Consider the following 16,951-nt stretch of genomic DNA (forward strand, 5'->3'; position numbering starts at 1 on the left):
CCTCTCGTGTTTAAACGCCATCGACCTCACTCCCCTTCACATGTCGACGATAGCGAGAAAGCGAAACCCCGGTTTGACGCTTGAAATAACGGCACAGGTAGGAAGCATCGGCGAAGTTGAGCGTGTCGGCAATTCGGCCAATCGCCAGGTCGCTGTATGAAAGCAGCGCCTTGATCTCCAGCGTCACCTGCCGATCAATCAACCCCTTGGGCGTGTCATTGAAGAAGGTTTTCGTCAGCTGTGACAGATAGAACGGCGTGATGCTGAGCGCGTCGGCGTAGAACTTCACCTCCCGGTGCCGAATGCAGTGTTTGCCGATCAACTCCCAGAATCGCCAACTGAGCATTTCCTTTCGGCTGAACGCCTTGTTGCCTTTTTGTACGGTTGGCAATTGCTCGGCAATCCGCAAAAAAAGGTTCTGTAGCTGGTTGCGCAACATGATGTGCCGGTAGGTGGGACTGCACCGCGCAATATCGCCCATCTGCATCACCCATCCCTCTAGCAGCAGCCGTTCCTGCTCGGTTGGAACACAGTGAGGATGGTCATGCAGGAACACGAACAAGGGGTTGGGCAATTGATACGCGACCTCCGCCGCAAAGGCTTTGGGCATCAGGCAGAAAAACACCTTGAAACCCAGCGAGCGGCGCTTGAGCACGGCAATCGTGTCCTCGGCCAGCACCAGCACACCACCGCGCCTGACCGCATGCTCCTTGAAGTTAAGGGTGAATCGCGCACTCCCGCAGAGGCAGATCAACAACGTCAAATAGGCATGGCCGAAGGAGAGCGGCAGGCCCAGCCCTTCGGCCAGTGTGGTTTCCCCCATTCGCATTCCATCGTCGGGCGCGAACAGTTTCGGAATGTGATGCATGGTGCCTCAGCGCTACAACCGACAAGGCCTCTAGCCTATCACCGGTTTTTATCGAGTGTTGCGAAAAGTACCGAAAATGCCGAGGTGCTGACGTGTACCAACCCTGTTTCGCCCACTACTCTGCGCCGACCCAAACAACGTGTACGAGTACAGACCATGAGACTTGAAACAGAACGCCTGCTGCTACGCCCCTGGCAAGGCACCGACGCCAGCGACCTATACGAATATGCCAAAGACGAACGCGTCGGCCCCATCGCGGGCTGGCCTGTGCACACCAGCATGGAGCACAGTGCCGAGATCATTCGCACAGTCTTCAATCACCCGGAGGTCTACGCGGTCGAGTTAAAAGACAACCATCGTGCGGTGGGTTGCGTCGGTATTCTCATCGGTGCCCACAGCCATTTTGAAATCAGCGAACAGGAAGGTGAAATCGCCTACTGGATCGGTGTGCCGTACTGGGGCCAGGGCCTGATTCCGGAGGCCGTGCGTGAGGTGATGCGCCACGCCTTTGAAACCCTGCAACTCAAGGCCTTGTGGTGTGGCTACTTTGCTGACAACGCCCAGTCCCATGCCGCCCAGTCAAAATGCGGCTTTCGTCATCATCACACCGAAGAAACCCAGTACAACCCGTACCTCCAAGACTATCGAAGGGAACACATCAGCCGCATCACTTACCACGAGTGGCGGGCGCTGAAGTCAACCGTGGACCTCATTTGATCCTATCCACGGATTGTCCAGGCGCCCCGCCCTCCCTTATTCTCGGCACTCGCCGTTCGACCGCACACGGAGCCGCCATGGACCTCGCCACCCTCACCCTCTTCCTCCCCGCCTGCTTTGCCCTGAACATGGCCCCAGGCCCCAACAACCTGTTGTCTGTCAGCAACGCCACACGTTACGGCTACCGCACTTCCTGCCTCGCCGGCATCGGCCGCCTGCTGGCCTTCGCCGGCATGATCGGCCTCGCGTCGGCCGGCCTGGCCGTGGTGCTGCAAACCTCGGAAGTGTTGTTCTACGGGATCAAGATTCTGGGGGCGGCGTATCTGTTTTACCTGGCGATCCAGTTGTGGCGAGCCAATCCGCAGGCAGAGGCGCAGGTGAGCACGGCCAAGGTGGGGTTGTGGGCGTTGGCAAGGCAAGAGTTTCTGGTGGCGGCGGGCAACCCGAAAGCCATCCTCATCTTCACCGCCTTCCTCCCACAGTTCGTGGTGCCGGGCCAGCCCATCACGCCGCAATTCGCCTTGCTGGGTGCAATGTTCCTGGTACTGGAGTGGATCGCCATCAGCCTCTATGCCTACATGGGCCTGCACATGCGTCGCTGGTTTGCCGAGCCACGGGGCAAGCGGATATTCAATCGCTGCTGCGCAGGGTTGTTGTCGGCAGCGGCAACGGTCTTGTTGACGGCGCGTCGGGCTTGACGAGGTAGCGAATCACAACCGAGGTGGGGTAAGGGGCAACCTGTACCTCACCTCGACCAATGCAACGCCCCCCCTCTGAAGATTGCGCTCGCTTCCCGCGTCCTCAACGCATCCCGCCCGACGATAAAATCGAATCGCTCTTTCATTACCGGCCAAGACCCACAGGGTCAGGCACTGAAATCCCTGTTCCATCAAGTCCCGCAGCCCTGCCTTCCACAAGGCCAACCCGACGCCCGTCTGCCAGCACCTGGCTAAAACGTAGATGGCCATGACCTCGCCTACATTTTCCGCTGCGACATCTTCGTCACGGCTGGCGCCGAGTGATATCCAGCCGACGACCTGCTTGTCCAACTCCGCAACCCATACATTCGACTCGCCCGACTCAATCGAACGAGCCCAAAATGCTTCACGCTGAGCCAGTGTGTTTTGCAGCGAACTCAAGTAATCGGCAGGCATCAAGTCACGATACGCCTCTTGCCAACTGCTGATATGCACTTGGGCAATGGCTTTTGCATCAGTGGGCAACGCCTTGCGAATCATTGAAGAACTCCTTGTTCGGACACTGTTTGATAGAGCAACTTATCTCAATATGCCCGCCGATGAGGTAAGCGTGATGACAGCCATTGGACCAAAGCACTCAACGATAGACGCCCCATCGCCATAACCCGAAACAGGTAAGATCAACTGCCCCTCTAAGGGATCACAATCGATGACCAGAACCGAACTCACCGACCTGTACCACGGCTATATCGACTGCCTGAACCGCCAGGATTGGGCGCATCTGGGCGATTTTGTCCACCCTGACGTCACCTACAACGCCACACTTGTGGGCCTCGCAGGCTATCGCGCCATGCTGGAGCGAGACTTCCGCGAAATTCCCGACGTGGTGTTTCGCCTCCAACTGCTGCTGGTCGACCCACCCACGATTGCCAGTCGGCTCAACTTCAACGTCAGCCCTCGGGGTGAGTTTTTTGGTCTGCCGATCAATGGCAAGCGAGTTGCCTTTGATGAGAACGTGTTCTACGAAGTCATCGACGGCAAAATTGCCCAGGTGTGGTCGGTCATCGATAAGGCGGCGATCGCACAACAATTGCAAGGGGATGCATCGTCTAAACTCCACACACCCATCAACCCCGTGGAGACCTGAGATGAACAATAAAAATACCCTGTGCCTCTGGTACAACGGCACAGCCCTGGACGCCGCGACCTTCTATGCCGCCACCTTTCCCGACAGCGCCGTCAACGCCGTGCACCTCGCACCGGGCGACTACCCTTCCGGCAAGCAAGGCGATGTATTGACTGTCGAGTTTACGGTCATGGGCATCCCCTGCCTGGGCCTGAACGGCGGCCCGGTGTTCCCGCACACGGAGGCGTTTTCCTTCCAGGTGGCGACGGACGACCAGGCCGAGACCGACCGCTATTGGCACGCCATCATCGATAACGGCGGCCAGGCCAGCGCCTGCGGCTGGTGCAAGGACAAATGGGGCTTGTCGTGGCAGATCACACCGCGCGTGTTGAGCGCGGCGATCAGCCATCCCGACCCCGCCACCGCCAAGCGCGCCTTCGACGCCATGATGACCATGACCAAGATCGACGTAGCTGCCATCGAGGCCGCCGTGGCCGGGCGTTGAATACGAGTGGCAACCATGGGCCGGGGTTGACACATTCCGTCACATCCCCTGAAGATGGCGGTCTTCTTCAGGGTGTGCCCGCTCATGTCTGCTACGGCTTTCGTTAACCTCACCGTCATTGGCTTGATTGCCAAGGCGCCAGGTTGCGTAGCGCACGCCCTCAAATCGAAGAAACAGTCGCTCATGTGACCGGGGCGCGCTGTCCCGTCAGATGAGCTGACAGGACATTGAGCGCGGACTCCCTCCCCCCTTTGCACAATTCCCTATGCCCTTCTGACGGTGACTCAAGCGGTCAATCATCAGGAGAAAGTGCATGTCAGCGTTTCAAGGTATCTGGGTTCCCGTGGTCACGCCGTTCCATGACGGCGCCATCGACTTTGTCGGCCTGCGTCGACTGGTCAGCCATCTGCTGGAAAAACACGTGGCCGGGATCATGGTGTGCACCACCACCGGCGAAGCGGCGTCGCTATCGCGCCATGAACAATTGGCGGTGCTGGATGCCGTGTTGCAACAGGTACCCGCGCACCGGGTGGTGATGGGCCTGGCAGGTAACAACCAGCTCGAGCTGCTGCAGTTCCAGAGCGAAGTGCTGAAGCGTCCGGTGGCCGGCCTGCTGGTTCCGGCGCCGAGTTACATCCGCCCCTCCCAGGCGGGCCTTGAAAGTTTTTTCCGTACGGTGGCCGATGCGTCCAGCGTACCGGTCATTCTCTACGACATTCCTTATCGCACCGGGGCGACCTTCGAACAGGCAACCTTGCTGAATATCGTCGCCCATGAACGCATCGTCGCGGTCAAAGACTGCGGCGGCAACCTGAACAACACCCTGGCGCTGCTGGCCAGTGGCAACGTCGACGTGTTATGCGGTGAGGACATCCAGATATTCAACGCGCTGTGCCTGGGTGCCAGCGGTGCGATTGCGGCGTCGGCTCATGTGCAGACCGAACAGTTTGTCGCGATGTACCAGCAGGTGCGGGATAACCAATTGGCCGAAGCACGGGCAACGTTTTTCCGCTTGCTGCCGTTGATAGAAACGATGTTCATGGAGCCCAACCCGGCGCCAGTGAAGGCGGCGCTGGCGTTGGATGGCCTGATAAGCACCGAGTTGCGAGCACCGATGCAGCCGGCCAGTCAAGCCGTGATGGCGCGCTGGCAGGCACTCTTGCAACGCTGATAGAACACGTCGAGTAGTTGCCCATGCGCCAAAAAAAGACAGGCATCCGACCGCCCGGTTGCGACCCACCCGATACCGGCCTATGTTCCATGCCATGCTCTGCATTTTGCTGTGCTCTTTCCTAGGCTCCTTCAGTACCCAGGTGACCACATGCCCACACAATCCCGCCCCGCCGTCCTCGAACTGATCGGCAACACGCCGCTGGTGCGGGTCAGCCGCTTCGATACCGGCCCCTGCACGCTGTTTCTCAAGCTGGAATCCCAGAACCCCGGCGGTTCCATCAAGGACCGCATCGGCCTGGCCATGATCGACGCCGCCGAGCGCGACGGCCGGCTACGACCCGGCGGTACTATTATCGAAGCCACCGCCGGCAACACTGGCCTGGGTCTGGCGCTGGTCGGTCGGGCCAAGGGCTACCGGGTGGTGCTGGTGGTGCCCGACAAGATGTCCACCGAAAAGGTATTGCACCTCAAGGCCATGGGCGCCGAGGTGCATATCACCCGCTCCGACGTGGGCAAGGGCCACCCCGAGTATTACCAGGACGTGGCCGCGCGCCTGGCCAAGGACATTCCCGATTCGTTTTTCGCCGACCAGTTCAACAACCCAGCCAACCCGCTGGCCCACGAAACCAGCACCGCACCGGAGATCTGGGCACAAACCCAGCATGATCTCGACGCCATTGTGGTGGGCGTCGGCTCGGCCGGCACGCTCACCGGCCTGACCCGCTTCTTCAAGCGCGTACAGCCTGAACTGGAAATGGTGCTGGCCGACCCAGTGGGTTCGGTGATGGCCGAGTACAGCCACAGTGGCAAAATGGAAACCCCCGGTTCCTGGGCCGTCGAAGGCATCGGCGAAGACTTCATTCCCTCGATTGCCGACCTTTCCAGCGTGCGCCATGCCTACTCCATCAGCGATGAAGAAAGCTTCGACCATGCCCGCCAGTTGCTCAAGGCCGAAGGCATTCTCGGTGGGTCCTCCACGGGCACCCTACTCGCCGCCGCCCTGCGCTATTGCCGCGAACAGACTGAGCCCAAACGTGTGGTCACCTTCGTGTGCGACACCGGCACGCGCTACCTGTCGAAGGTCTACAACGACCAGTGGATGAAAGACGCGGGCCTGTTGCAATACAAGCACTACGGCGACCTGCGCGACCTGATCGCCCGCCGTTTCGAAGACGGCCGCGTGATCAGCGTCAGCCCCGATGACACCCTGCTCACCGCCTTCCAGCGCATGCGTCTGGCCGATGTGTCGCAACTGCCGGTGCTCGTGGACGGCCAGCAACTGGTCGGCGTGATCGATGAGTCCGACATCCTGCTGGGGCTGCATCAGGACGCCACGCATTTTGCCCTGAATGTCACCCACGCCATGACCACCGCGGTGCACACCCTCGCCCCCAGCGCCAGCCTGGCTGAACTGCAGGCGGAGCTGGATCGCGGCCTGGTTGCCATCATCGCCGACGCCTCAGGTTTCCATGGCCTGATCACCCGCGTCGACCTGCTCAATCACCTACGGAGATCCCTTGCATGAGTCAGTCCGATAAAAGCGCCTTCGCTACCCGCGTAATCCATGCCGGGCAGTCCCCCGACCCGACCACGGGTGCGTTGATGCCGCCGATCTACGCCAACTCCACTTACCTGCAAAGCAGCCCCGGCGTGCACAAGGGTTTTGATTACGGACGCTCCCACAACCCCACGCGTTTCGCCCTGGAGCGTTGCGTGGCTGACCTTGAAGGCGGTAGCCAGGCGTTCGCCTTTGCCTCGGGGCTGGCGGCGATTTCCACGGTATTGGAGCTGTTGGATGCCGGAGCGCATATCGTCTCCGGCAACGACTTGTACGGCGGCACCTTCCGCCTGTTCGACAAAGTGCGCCAGCGCAGCGCCGGGCACACGTTCAGCTACGTCGACTTGAGTCATGTGCAGGCCTTTGAAGCGGCGTTGCAGGCCAACACGCGTATGGTCTGGGTCGAGACGCCGAGCAACCCGTTGCTGAGCCTCACCGACCTCAGTGCCATCGCGCGTATCTGCCGTGAGCGCGGGATTATCTGCGTGGCCGACAACACCTTCGCCAGCCCCTGGATCCAGCGCCCGCTGGAACTGGGTTTCGACATCGTGGTGCACTCCACCACCAAATACCTCAACGGCCACTCCGACGTCATCGGTGGCATTGCCGTGGTCGGCGATAATCCCGAACTGGCGGAGCGCCTGGGCTTCCTGCAAAACTCGGTGGGCGCCATCGCCGGTCCCTTCGACGCCTTCCTCACCCTGCGCGGTGTGAAAACCCTGGCGCTGCGCATGGAGCGCCATTGCAGCAATGCCTTGGAGCTGGCCACCTGGCTGGAGCAACAGCCGCAAGTGTCCAGGGTGTATTACCCCGGGTTGGCATCTCACCCACAGCACGAGTTGGCCCGTCGGCAAATGCGCGGGTTCGGCGGGATGATTTCAGTGGACTTGAACAGCGACCTGGCCGGTGCCACACGCTTCCTGGAAAACGTGAAGATCTTCGCCCTGGCCGAAAGCCTGGGAGGTGTGGAAAGCCTGATCGAACACCCGGCGATCATGACCCATGCAAGCATTCCGGCGGCGACACGCGCACAACTCGGGATTGGCGATGGGTTGGTCCGGTTGTCGGTGGGGGTTGAGGACGTGGAGGATCTGCGGGCGGATCTGGCCCAGGCTTTGCTGCGAATCTAACGATAGAACTCGGTCAAATGTGGGAGGGGGCTTGCTCCCGATAGCAGTGTGTCAGTCGCTGGGTTAGTTGACTGAACCACCGCCATCGGGAGCAAGCCCCCTCCCACATTTTGCCCCTCGTACATCAGGTCGCTATCAACCTGCTGACGTGATGTTGGCCCGCGCTGCATGCAGCTTCTTGTAGCTGTCGATCAAGCGCAGGTGCCGGTCCAGGCCTTCCAGCTTCATGCTGGTCGGCGTCAAGCCGTGGAAACGCACCGTGCCGTTGACCGAACCGATCACCGCATCCATGCTCTCATTGCCGAACATGCGGCGGAAGTTGGCTTCGTAGTCTGCCAACTCCAGGTCCTCATCCAGATGCATCTCCAGCACCGCATTGACCGCCTGGTAAAACAGGCCGCGGTCGACGGTGTTGTCGTTGTACTGCAAGAACATCTCTACGCACTCTTTCGCCTCTTCATACTGCTGCAAGGCGAGATAGATCAGCAGTTTCAGTTCCAGGATCGTCAGCTGGCCCCACGCCGTGTTGTCGTCGAACTCGATGCCGATCAAGGTGGTGATGTCGGTGTAGTCGTCCAGCTCGCTTTCCACCAGACGCTCGGCCAAGGCCTTCAGTTCGTCGTCGCTGAGGCGGTGCAGGTTGAGGATGTCGGCGCGGAAGAACAGGGCCTTGTTGGTGTTGTCCCAAATCAGGTCGTCCACCGGGTAGATTTCCGAGTAGTCCGGCACCAGGATGCGGCACGCGGTAGCGCCGAGGTGTTCGTACACCGCCATATAGGACTCTTTGCCCATGCCTTCGAGAATACCGAACAAGGTCGCGGCTTCCTGGACGTTGGAGTCTTCGCCCTGGCCCGAGAAGTCCCACTCGACAAATTCATAATCCGACTGGGCGCTGAAGAAGCGCCACGACACCACACCGCTGGAGTCAATGAAGTGCTCGACGAAGTTGTTCGGCTCGGTGACCGCGTGACCTTCGAAGGTCGGCTGTGGCAGATCATTCAAGCCTTCGAAACTGCGGCCCTGCAGCAGTTCGGTCAGGCTGCGTTCCAGCGCCACTTCGAGGCTAGGGTGCGCACCGAACGAGGCGAATACGCCACCAGTACGCGGGTTCATCAACGTCACGCACATCACCGGGAACTCACCGCCCAGGGACGCATCCTTGACCAGCACCGGGAAGCCCTGGGCTTCGAGGCCCTGGATGCCCGCCAGAATGCCCGGGTATTTGGCCAACACCTCGGCAGGCACGTCCGGCAGTGCAAATTCGCCTTCGATGATTTCGCGCTTCACGGCGCGTTCGAAGATCTCCGACAGGCACTGCACCTGGGCTTCAGCCAAGGTATTGCCCGCGCTCATGCCGTTGCTCAGGTAAAGGTTTTCGATCAGGTTGGACGGGAAGTACACCACCTCACCGTCGGACTGGCGCACGAACGGCAGCGAAACAATGCCGCGTTCTTCATTGCCCGAGTTGGTGTCGAACAAGTGCGAGCCGCGCAGTTCGCCATCGCGGTTGTAGATCTTCAGGCAGTAGGCGTCGAGGATTTCCGGCGGCAATTCATCCTTGCGACCCGGCTGGAACCAACGCTCATCCGGGTAATGCACGAACGGCGCGTTGGCCAGCTCCTCACCCCAGAACTGATCGTTGTAGAAGAAGTTGCAGTTGAGCCGCTCGATGAACTCGCCCAATGCCGACGCCAGGGCGCCCTCTTTGGTCGCGCCCTTACCGTTGGTGAAACACATCGGCGAATGCGCATCGCGGATATGCAACGACCACACGTTAGGCACGATATTGCGCCACGACGCGATTTCAATCTTCATGCCCAGGCCGGCCAGGATGCCGGACATGTTGGCGATGGTCTGTTCCAGCGGCAGGTCTTTGCCTGCGATGTAAGTACCGGTCTCGGACGTGGAGCTGGGCATCAGCAACGCCTGCGCATCGGCGTCGAGGTTTTCCACTTCTTCGATGACGAACTCAGGGCCGGCCTGTACCACTTTCTTCACGGTGCAGCGGTCGATGGAGCGCAGGATGCCCTGGCGGTCTTTATCGGAGATATCCGCTGGCAACTCGACCTGGATCTTGAAGATCTGGTTGTAGCGGTTTTCCGGGTCGACGATGTTGTTCTGCGACAGGCGAATATTCTCGGTGGGAATATTGCGCGTCTGGCAGTACAGCTTCACGAAGTACGCCGCGCACAACGCCGACGAAGCCAGGAAGTAATCGAACGGTCCCGGTGCCGAGCCGTCGCCTTTGTAGCGGATCGGCTGGTCGGCAATCACCGTGAAGTCATCGAACTTGGCTTCAAGCCGAAGGTTGTCGAGAAAGTTGACCTTAATTTCCATGCGGGCACACCAGAATAACGGGCTAAACAAAATGGCCGCTATTATGAGGATTTTCGCCGGGAAGTCTCAGGGTTTTCCCAATTGCCTGCCGATCGGTTAACGTCCCTGCACCCACTGTAGAAGGCATCCGCCCATGTCCATCGCCGATAACCTGCTCGCCTTCACCTTCGCCGCCACGGTGTTGACGCTCACGCCCGGGCTCGATACCGCACTGGTGCTGCGCACCGCCACGGTAGAAGGTAAACGCCAGGCGCTGCACGCCACCCTGGGCATCAATGCCGGCTGCCTGTTGTGGGGCGCGGCCGTGGCGTTCGGGCTGGGCGCGTTGATTGCAGTGTCGGAAGTGGCCTTTAACCTGCTCAAGTATTGCGGCGCCGCCTATCTGGCGTGGCTGGGCGTGAACATGCTGTTGCGCCCGCGCCGGTCATTGGCGCCAGCACAATCCGACGGCGCGACCAGCGGTAACTGGTTCCTCAAGGGCATGCTGGGTAATGTGCTGAACCCAAAGGTGGGAATTTTCTACGTGTCGTTCCTGCCGCAGTTCATCCCCCAAGGCCATTCGTTGATCGCCTGGACCTTTGGCCTGGTGAGCATCCATGTGGTACTCGGATTCGTGTGGTCGCTGGTGTTGATTGGCGCGACGCAGCCATTGTCCGGGTTCCTGCGCCGGGAAAAAGTCATCCAGTGGATGGACCGCACCACTGGGATGATCTTTGTGTTGTTTGCCGCGCGACTGGCATTCAGCAAGCGCTGAGCGTTATCACAGGCGGATCGACAACTCGATGTCATCGGCAAACGGCACCGACAAATAACCGTTAGCCGGCGAGCGCACATAGGCCAGGTATTCCGGGCAATAATTGGTATTGTCGGCCACCACCAAGGCTCCGGGCCGCAGGTGTTTCTCCACCAGGCCCAGCACATCGCCATACAGCGACTTGGCACCATCGAGCAGTAGCAAGTCGACCGCTTCCGGCAGGTCGGTGGCCAGAGTCACCAGTGCATCGCCTTCACGGATCTCGATCAAGTCACTCACACCGCCTTCGATGAAATGCTCCCGTGCCAGGGCGATCTTCGACGCTTCGAACTCGCTGCCGATCAGCACGCCACCACCGTTGTCACGCAGCGCAGCCGCCAGAAACAGCGTGGACAGACCAAACGACGTGCCGAACTCGACGATGGCCCGCGCCTGGCTGCTTCGGGCGAGCATGTAGAGCAGGTTGCCGGTGTCGCGGGAAACCGGCAACCACAGGTCCTTGAGCATCGTGTAGAGCGCCAGGTATTCGGTTTTGCTGTGCATCAGGCGCTCACGCTCTTCACGGGAGACGCTGTTGATGATCGGGCTGGTGGCGGCATTGGCTTGTGTGTAGAGGCGTTCGATCAGTGGCGCCAATGGCGCGGTGGTCAGGGTCGTCATGGTTACTTTCCGTCAGGTTGGGGCTAGGATGCGACTAATTCGTCGCATTAAAAGTATGCGAGTGATTCATCACCCTCGCTATTCGCATTGGCCCAGCCGCCGGAGCCCTTTCATGACATCCCGCCAAACCGCCCGGATTTCCTCGCGCAAGCAACCCCAGCAGGCCCGTTCCACCGAACTGGTGGCGGCGATCCTGCAAGCGGCTATTCAGGTTTTGGCCAAGGAAGGTGCCACCCGTTTCACCACCGCGCGCGTGGCCGAAAAGGCCGGTGTGAGTGTGGGTTCGGTGTATCAATACTTTCCCAACAAGGCGGCGATTCTGTTTCGGCTGCAAAGTGATGAGTGGCAACAAACCACGCAAATGCTCTGCGACATCCTCGACAAAACCGACACGCCACCGCTGACGCGCTTGCGCACCTTGGTGCATGCCTTCATCCACTCCGAATGCGAGGAAGCGCAGATGCGTGGAGCGCTGAGCGACGCCGCGCCGCTGTATCGGGATGCGCCTGAAGCCCTGGAAGTGCGCGCGGCAGGCCGTCGGGCTTTTCAGGGGTTCATGCTGGAGCTACTGCCCGAAGTACCCGAGGGCCACCGTGCCCTGGCGTGCGATCTGATCCTTGCCACCCTCAGTTCGGTGGGCAAGGACTTCTCCGGCAGCCCACGCACAGCAGCAGACATTACGGCTTACGCGGATGGCATGGCGGATATGTTTCACGCCTATGTGAACACGCTCAATCAACGCTGATTGTTTAACAAAGCCCTATCTGAAGGTTCACAAACACTGATTGAACGCCCCCGCACACGATGGGAGCATCGACGACCATGATTTCGCCCTTGCGCTCGATCCGTCGCCACCTGCTCCCCTCCTTCGCGAAGGTGCAGGCGCGTTCCTGCGAAAACCCGCTGTTCAATCGCATCCTGGCCTTCTGGGCGCTGTGGCATTGCCGCCATGCACGCCCGCCCGACGCCCTCTTCTGATCAGTCGAAGCAGCCTCCCCGGCATTCATCCATCAGAAGGATCACCACCATGACCGCAGACATGCGTCCTGTCATTGCTGCTGCCCAGCGCAGCGCTTCGTATTACACCGCCAGTATCAACGACACCACCCAGTACCCCACCTTGCAGGGCCAGGTCAGCGTGGACGTGGTGATCATCGGCGGCGGCTTCACCGGCGTCGCCAGCGCCGTGGAGCTGGCCGAACGTGGGCTCAAGGTGGTAATTGTCGAGACCAACCGTATCGGCTGGGGCGCCAGTGGGCGCAACGGCGGGCAAGTCACCGGCAGCCTGTCGGGCGATGAGGCCATGCGCCAACAAATGCGCCAGCGCCTCGGGGATGAGGTGGACGACTTCATCTGGCACCTGCGTTGGCGTGGGCATGAAATCATCGAGCAACGGGTGCATAAGTACGCGATTGCCTGCGATCTCAAGCACGGCCACTTGCATGCGGCGATGAAGCCCTCGCACCTGACTGAGCTGCGCGCCTTTCACGACGAAGCCCAACGGCGCGGCATGGGCGATCAAGTCAGCCTGCTGGATCAGGCCGCCATTGGGCAACATCTGGACAGCGAGCTGTACCTGGGTGCCCTGAAAAACACACGCAACCTGCATCTGCACCCGTTGAACCTGTGCCTGGGCGAAGCACGTGCTGCGCACAGCCTGGGCGCGTTGATTTTCGAGAACTCCGAGGTGCTGGAAATCGTGCATGGCGAGCGCCCCGCCGTGATCACCGCCCAAGGGCGCATCGATGCCCGCCAAGTGTTGCTGGCCGGCGACGTGTACCACAAGCTCGAACCCCGGCAGCTCAAAGGCAAGATCTTCCCGGCCATGGGTGGGATCGTCACCACGGCGCCTTTGGGCGAGCTGGCACGCCAGATCAACCCCCACGACCTGGCGGTATACGACTGCCGATTCGTGCTCGATTACTACCGCCTGACGGGTGACGGGCGATTGCTGTTCGGCGGCGGCGCCAATTATTCCGGGCGCGACTCACGGGACATCGCCGCCGAACTGCGCCCGTGCATCGAGCGCACGTTCCCGGCACTGAAGGGCGTGGACATCGAGTTCCAGTGGAGCTGCGCCATGGGCATCGTGATGAACCGCGTGCCGCAGCTGGGCAAGCTGTCGGATAACGTCTGGTACTGCCAGGGCTATTCCGGGCATGGCATCGCCACCAGCCACATCATGGGTGAGATCATGGCTGAGGCCCTCACCGGCACCCTGGAGAAGTTCGACACCTTCGCCGGCTGCAAACACATCAAAGTGCCGCTGGGTGATGTGTTCGGCAACCCGATGCTGGCGGTGGGCATGTGGTACTACCAGATGCTCGAGAAACTGCGCTAACGGGCGCTCCACGACAGGGCGCAGCGGCTGCCGGGTTCAAATCCGTGGGCGTATTCATCGGCCAGAATTCCGGCCAGGCGCAAGTCCACTTCGGGTTTGAACCCCAGCCGCGTGTAGAAAGGCGCGTTCCACGGCACATGCTTGAATGTCGTCAGCGTTACTGCACGCAGCACATTTGCATAAGCGTAGGCCATGGCGTTTTCCAACAACTGGCGCCCCCAGCCCTGCCCCTGGATGGATTGCGCCACTGACACTTCATGGATATGCAGAGCATCGCCTTGGCGCTCTGCGCTGAGAAAGCCTTGGGGCTGGTCGTCGGCGTCAACAACCACCCAACAGGTCGACAATGCGATCAACTGCTGGTGCCGCTCGACCGTCATGGTGGCGGTGTCCGCCAGCCAACCCAATCCATCAATTGATCGGAATACCTGGGCAGCAGACAGCTCGACACGGGGCAAAAAGGGCGCGTCATCTGAATGCGCGAGGCGAATATGGGCAGGCATAGGTTCTTATCTCTGATGGGCGACAGCAGTGTAAAGCCTTCGAAGAATTTCCTGTCTGAGTTCATGCAATCGCTGCTATGTTTCGCTCCTCTCCAGCGAAAGGACATGCCATGGAACCGTTAGCGACAAACGCTGCATTGGTGATCATCGACATGCAACAGGGTATGAATGACCCCAAGCTGGGTCGACGTAATAATCCTGACGCCGAGTTGCACATTCAACACCTGCTCGGCGAGTGGCGGCAGTCCCAACGCCCTATCGTGCATGTCCGGCATATATCCCGCACTCCAGGCTCGGTATTCTGGCCGGGCCAGCCGGGCTGTGAGTTCCAGGCAAAACTGGCACCGCTCAAGCACGAACATGTGGTGAAAAAAAATGTTCCGGATGCATTCACCGCCACCGGCCTGGAGCGTTGGTTGCACATGCGCTCGATCCAGCAATTGGTGATCGTTGGGGTGATTACCAACAATTCTGTCGAAGCCACGGCGCGATCCGGCGGCAACCTCGGTTTTGATGTGATCGTAGCGGCGGATGCCTGCTACACCTTTGATCAAACCGATTTATCCGGACGACTCTGGCCGGCCGAAGACGTGCATGCATTGTCGCTGAGTAACCTGGCAATGGATTACGCCAGGATCGCCAAGACGGCTCAGTTGCTGGCCAACTGTTAACAAGGACGGTAGGAATGGAACACAACGCAGGCAAGCGGATTGTGGTGGTGGGCGCAGGCATCGTCGGTGCATCGCTTGCCTATCACCTGGCGAGCGAAGGTGCCAATGTCTGCGTGGTTGAAGCGGGTGAAATCGCCTGCGGCGTTACCGCCACCTCCTTCGCCTGGATCAATACCTCCCACAGCGCTCCCGACCCAATCGCCGCCCTGCGGCGTGAAGCCATCCGCGAGTTTCATCGACTCGAAGCAGAGCTGCCTGACCTGAACATCCAATGGACCGGCGCCTTATGTTACGGCGCGGGTACTGATGAAGCATTGCTGGCTGCTGATCACACATCGTCGACGGTCTACCCCGCTCGCGCGCACATTCAAACGCTTGAGCCCGCGCTGAAGAACCCACCTGAACATGCCCTGTTCAAAGCCGAAGAAGGTGCCCTGGACGCAGTGCAGGCCACGCACGCGTTGATTGCAGGTGCCCAGGCGCAGGGGGCGACAGTTCGAACACAGACCCGCGTGCTGGGTTTCAGGACGGTGCTGGGCCAAGTCACCGGCGTCGAAACCTCGCAGGGCACCCTGGATGCCGATGTGGTCCTGCTCGCCGCCGGAACGGCGATCAAGGCACTGACCGGTTTGCTGGGAAGGCCCCTTCCTGTCGAGCCCTCTCCTTCTGTCTTCATCCGCTACGCGGCACGCCCTGGCCTCGTTTGCACCCTCATCTCCAACACCGAGATGGAGGTGCGCCAAAGTGCGGATGGCACGTTGCTGGCGGCGGAAGATTACTTGGGCGATGCGCTGGAGCATCATCCCTCAGCCATCGCACGGCGGACTGCCAACGCGATCCGGAGCGAACTGGCAGGAGCCGATTCACTTGACCTGCAAACGGTCTGCGTCGGGCTCAGGCCCATCACGGAAGACGGGCTGCCCGTCATCGGTTATTTGCCCACTGTCGGCGGCGTCTATGTGTGCAGCATGCACCCAGGCGTGGCGCTGGCGGCAATCGTTGGCCGCCTGGCCAGTGAGGAAATCATGGCCGGCGAGATCTCATCTCTGTTGCTGCCCTGTCGGCCAGATCGGTTCTTCTAAGTGAAGGCCGCTGTGTGGAAAGTTTCACCGGCCTCAACGTCGCCACCTGGCGTCGCCCAATAATTCTGGCCGGCAAGCGCGCCGTCCTTGTGGACGAACCTGAACAAAAGCACTTTCCTGGCAAGGCTGATGACTAGGAGTCGTGCTGCTTTACGTTCACGCATTGACCGTAGTTCCTTCCTCATAAACTTGCTGATTCATGATGCCCCCTCATGACCAAGACCCTATAGCGGTGTTTGATGCTTCCGCGATCTGGCGCTAAAAGCGATGTACCTCAATCAGTAACCCTTCTTCTGCGCCTGGGGCGCTGAAGTGGCGAGTAATCAAATCAAACTCGGCATCGGTCGCCGCAAAATCATGCTCGCCGCCTGCGTTGCGCGCATGCAAGCGTGCGCGGCAGGTGGCGTCGTCCAACTCGAGATAGTGCAGACAATGCGGTACCTGAGCCGCCTGGGCCAGGCCCAATAGCCATTCGCGGTTGGCCAGGGTGTTGGCGGGAAAATCCAGCACCACGTTGACGCCTGACTGCAACAGGTTGATCACCAACGGCCCCAACACACCGCGAACACGCTGGGCGCAGCCCAGATAATCGGCAATGGATTGGATCTCTCCCGGATACAGCTTGGCGAGCCAATGGTCTTCGCTGAGCAGGATGGCCGCGTGCTCGGCGGCAAGGGACTTGGAGAGAGTGGACTTACCGGAGGCGATCTTGCCGCAGAGCAGATGCAGAGTGGGCATGGGGCGGTTCCTTATGCAGAGTCTGGAGCATGCCCGCCTGCCCGGACCGGCGCAATGACCCAGGTGTTCTTCGTACCGTTCGTGACAGTG

The 16,951-nt window shown here is 60.2% G+C and carries 19 protein-coding genes and 1 pseudogene; 13 read left to right on the plus strand and 7 right to left on the minus strand.

Annotated elements, in window-relative coordinates; genetic code table 11:
* Nucleotides 1-10 precede the first annotated feature (10 nt).
* Nucleotides 11-868: a helix-turn-helix transcriptional regulator gene (locus AC07V4_RS16175; protein ID WP_492637430.1), complete on the minus strand. Its 858-nt coding sequence runs from the start codon at nt 866-868 to the stop codon at nt 11-13.
* Between the two features lie 156 nt (nt 869-1,024).
* Between AC07V4_RS16175 and AC07V4_RS16180 the strand changes: the two genes are divergently transcribed.
* Together AC07V4_RS16180 and AC07V4_RS16185 are read left to right on the plus strand one after the other, a co-directional pair.
* Complete coding sequence (locus tag AC07V4_RS16180; RefSeq protein WP_492637431.1) at nt 1,025-1,585, plus strand: GNAT family N-acetyltransferase; 561 nt, start codon at nt 1,025-1,027, stop codon at nt 1,583-1,585.
* 77 nt (nt 1,586-1,662) lie between these two features.
* On the plus strand, nt 1,663-2,283 hold the full coding sequence (locus AC07V4_RS16185) for a LysE family translocator (RefSeq protein WP_492637432.1): 621 nt from the start codon (nt 1,663-1,665) through the stop codon (nt 2,281-2,283).
* Nucleotides 2,284-2,295: 12 nt separating this feature from the next.
* Here the strand turns inward: AC07V4_RS16185 and AC07V4_RS16190 are convergent, their stop codons facing one another.
* The gene (locus AC07V4_RS16190) at nt 2,296-2,823 is read right to left on the minus strand and encodes a GNAT family N-acetyltransferase (RefSeq protein WP_492637433.1); all 528 of its coding nucleotides are present in this window, start codon (nt 2,821-2,823) and stop codon (nt 2,296-2,298) included.
* A 169-nt stretch (nt 2,824-2,992) separates the two neighbouring features.
* Here AC07V4_RS16190 and AC07V4_RS16195 point away from each other — a divergent pair, with 169 nt between their 5' ends.
* From AC07V4_RS16195 to AC07V4_RS16215, 5 genes are all read left to right on the plus strand, one after another.
* On the plus strand, nt 2,993-3,430 hold the full coding sequence (locus AC07V4_RS16195) for an ester cyclase (protein WP_492637434.1): 438 nt from the start codon (nt 2,993-2,995) through the stop codon (nt 3,428-3,430).
* A 1-nt stretch (nt 3,431) separates the two neighbouring features.
* A complete protein-coding gene (locus AC07V4_RS16200; protein ID WP_492637435.1) occupies nt 3,432-3,914 on the plus strand; it encodes a VOC family protein in 483 nt (160 codons plus the stop codon).
* Between the two features lie 313 nt (nt 3,915-4,227).
* Complete coding sequence (gene dapA / locus AC07V4_RS16205) at nt 4,228-5,085, plus strand: 4-hydroxy-tetrahydrodipicolinate synthase (RefSeq protein ID WP_492637436.1); 858 nt, start codon at nt 4,228-4,230, stop codon at nt 5,083-5,085.
* 150 nt (nt 5,086-5,235) lie between these two features.
* Nucleotides 5,236-6,612: a pyridoxal-phosphate dependent enzyme gene (locus AC07V4_RS16210; RefSeq protein ID WP_492637437.1), complete on the plus strand. Its 1,377-nt coding sequence runs from the start codon at nt 5,236-5,238 to the stop codon at nt 6,610-6,612.
* On the plus strand, nt 6,609-7,775 hold the full coding sequence (locus AC07V4_RS16215; protein WP_492637438.1) for a cystathionine gamma-synthase: 1,167 nt from the start codon (nt 6,609-6,611) through the stop codon (nt 7,773-7,775). Before AC07V4_RS16210 ends, AC07V4_RS16215 begins: the two co-directional genes overlap by 4 nt.
* Nucleotides 7,776-7,910: 135 nt before the next feature.
* On the opposite strand, the gene AC07V4_RS16220 is transcribed toward AC07V4_RS16215, so the two are convergent.
* A complete protein-coding gene (locus AC07V4_RS16220; protein WP_492637439.1) occupies nt 7,911-10,112 on the minus strand; it encodes an OsmC domain/YcaO domain-containing protein in 2,202 nt (733 codons plus the stop codon).
* Nucleotides 10,113-10,245: 133 nt separating this feature from the next.
* On the opposite strand from AC07V4_RS16220, the gene AC07V4_RS16225 reads away from it, so the two are divergent.
* Nucleotides 10,246-10,866, plus strand: a complete 621-nt coding sequence (locus AC07V4_RS16225; protein ID WP_492637440.1) for a LysE family translocator — start codon at nt 10,246-10,248, stop codon at nt 10,864-10,866.
* A gap of 6 nt (nt 10,867-10,872) precedes the next feature.
* Here the strand turns inward: AC07V4_RS16225 and AC07V4_RS16230 are convergent, their stop codons facing one another.
* On the minus strand, nt 10,873-11,526 hold the full coding sequence (locus AC07V4_RS16230) for an O-methyltransferase (protein WP_492637441.1): 654 nt from the start codon (nt 11,524-11,526) through the stop codon (nt 10,873-10,875).
* A 112-nt stretch (nt 11,527-11,638) separates the two neighbouring features.
* Between AC07V4_RS16230 and AC07V4_RS16235 the strand changes: the two genes are divergently transcribed.
* From AC07V4_RS16235 to AC07V4_RS16245, 3 genes are all read left to right on the plus strand, one after another.
* Nucleotides 11,639-12,271: a TetR/AcrR family transcriptional regulator gene (locus tag AC07V4_RS16235; protein WP_492637442.1), complete on the plus strand. Its 633-nt coding sequence runs from the start codon at nt 11,639-11,641 to the stop codon at nt 12,269-12,271.
* Between the two features lie 77 nt (nt 12,272-12,348).
* Nucleotides 12,349-12,504, plus strand: coding sequence for a hypothetical protein (locus AC07V4_RS16240; RefSeq protein WP_431751029.1), 156 nt, complete (start codon nt 12,349-12,351; stop codon nt 12,502-12,504).
* 61 nt (nt 12,505-12,565) lie between these two features.
* Complete coding sequence (locus AC07V4_RS16245) at nt 12,566-13,867, plus strand: NAD(P)/FAD-dependent oxidoreductase (protein WP_492637596.1); 1,302 nt, start codon at nt 12,566-12,568, stop codon at nt 13,865-13,867.
* On the opposite strand, the gene AC07V4_RS16250 is transcribed toward AC07V4_RS16245, so the two are convergent.
* The gene (locus AC07V4_RS16250; protein ID WP_492637443.1) at nt 13,864-14,370 is read right to left on the minus strand and encodes a GNAT family N-acetyltransferase; all 507 of its coding nucleotides are present in this window, start codon (nt 14,368-14,370) and stop codon (nt 13,864-13,866) included. The two genes, AC07V4_RS16245 and AC07V4_RS16250, sit on opposite strands and share 4 nt — an antisense overlap.
* A 110-nt stretch (nt 14,371-14,480) precedes the next feature.
* On the opposite strand from AC07V4_RS16250, the gene AC07V4_RS16255 reads away from it, so the two are divergent.
* Nucleotides 14,481-15,041: a cysteine hydrolase family protein gene (locus AC07V4_RS16255; protein WP_492637444.1), complete on the plus strand. Its 561-nt coding sequence runs from the start codon at nt 14,481-14,483 to the stop codon at nt 15,039-15,041.
* A 14-nt stretch (nt 15,042-15,055) separates the two neighbouring features.
* Entirely contained in the window at nt 15,056-16,123 is a 1,068-nt protein-coding gene (locus tag AC07V4_RS16260; protein ID WP_492637445.1) for an NAD(P)/FAD-dependent oxidoreductase, read from the plus strand.
* 5 nt (nt 16,124-16,128) lie between these two features.
* Here AC07V4_RS16260 and AC07V4_RS16265 read toward each other — a convergent pair.
* A pseudogene (locus AC07V4_RS16265) lies at nt 16,129-16,287 on the minus strand (DNA mismatch repair protein MutT); the annotation flags it as partial.
* A gap of 94 nt (nt 16,288-16,381) precedes the next feature.
* On the minus strand, nt 16,382-16,861 hold the full coding sequence (locus AC07V4_RS16270; RefSeq protein ID WP_492637446.1) for a P-loop nucleotide/nucleoside kinase family protein: 480 nt from the start codon (nt 16,859-16,861) through the stop codon (nt 16,382-16,384).
* Nucleotides 16,862-16,951 lie beyond the last annotated feature (90 nt).

The sequence above is a fragment of the Pseudomonas sp. GW821-FHT03A09 genome, from assembly GCF_059421065.1.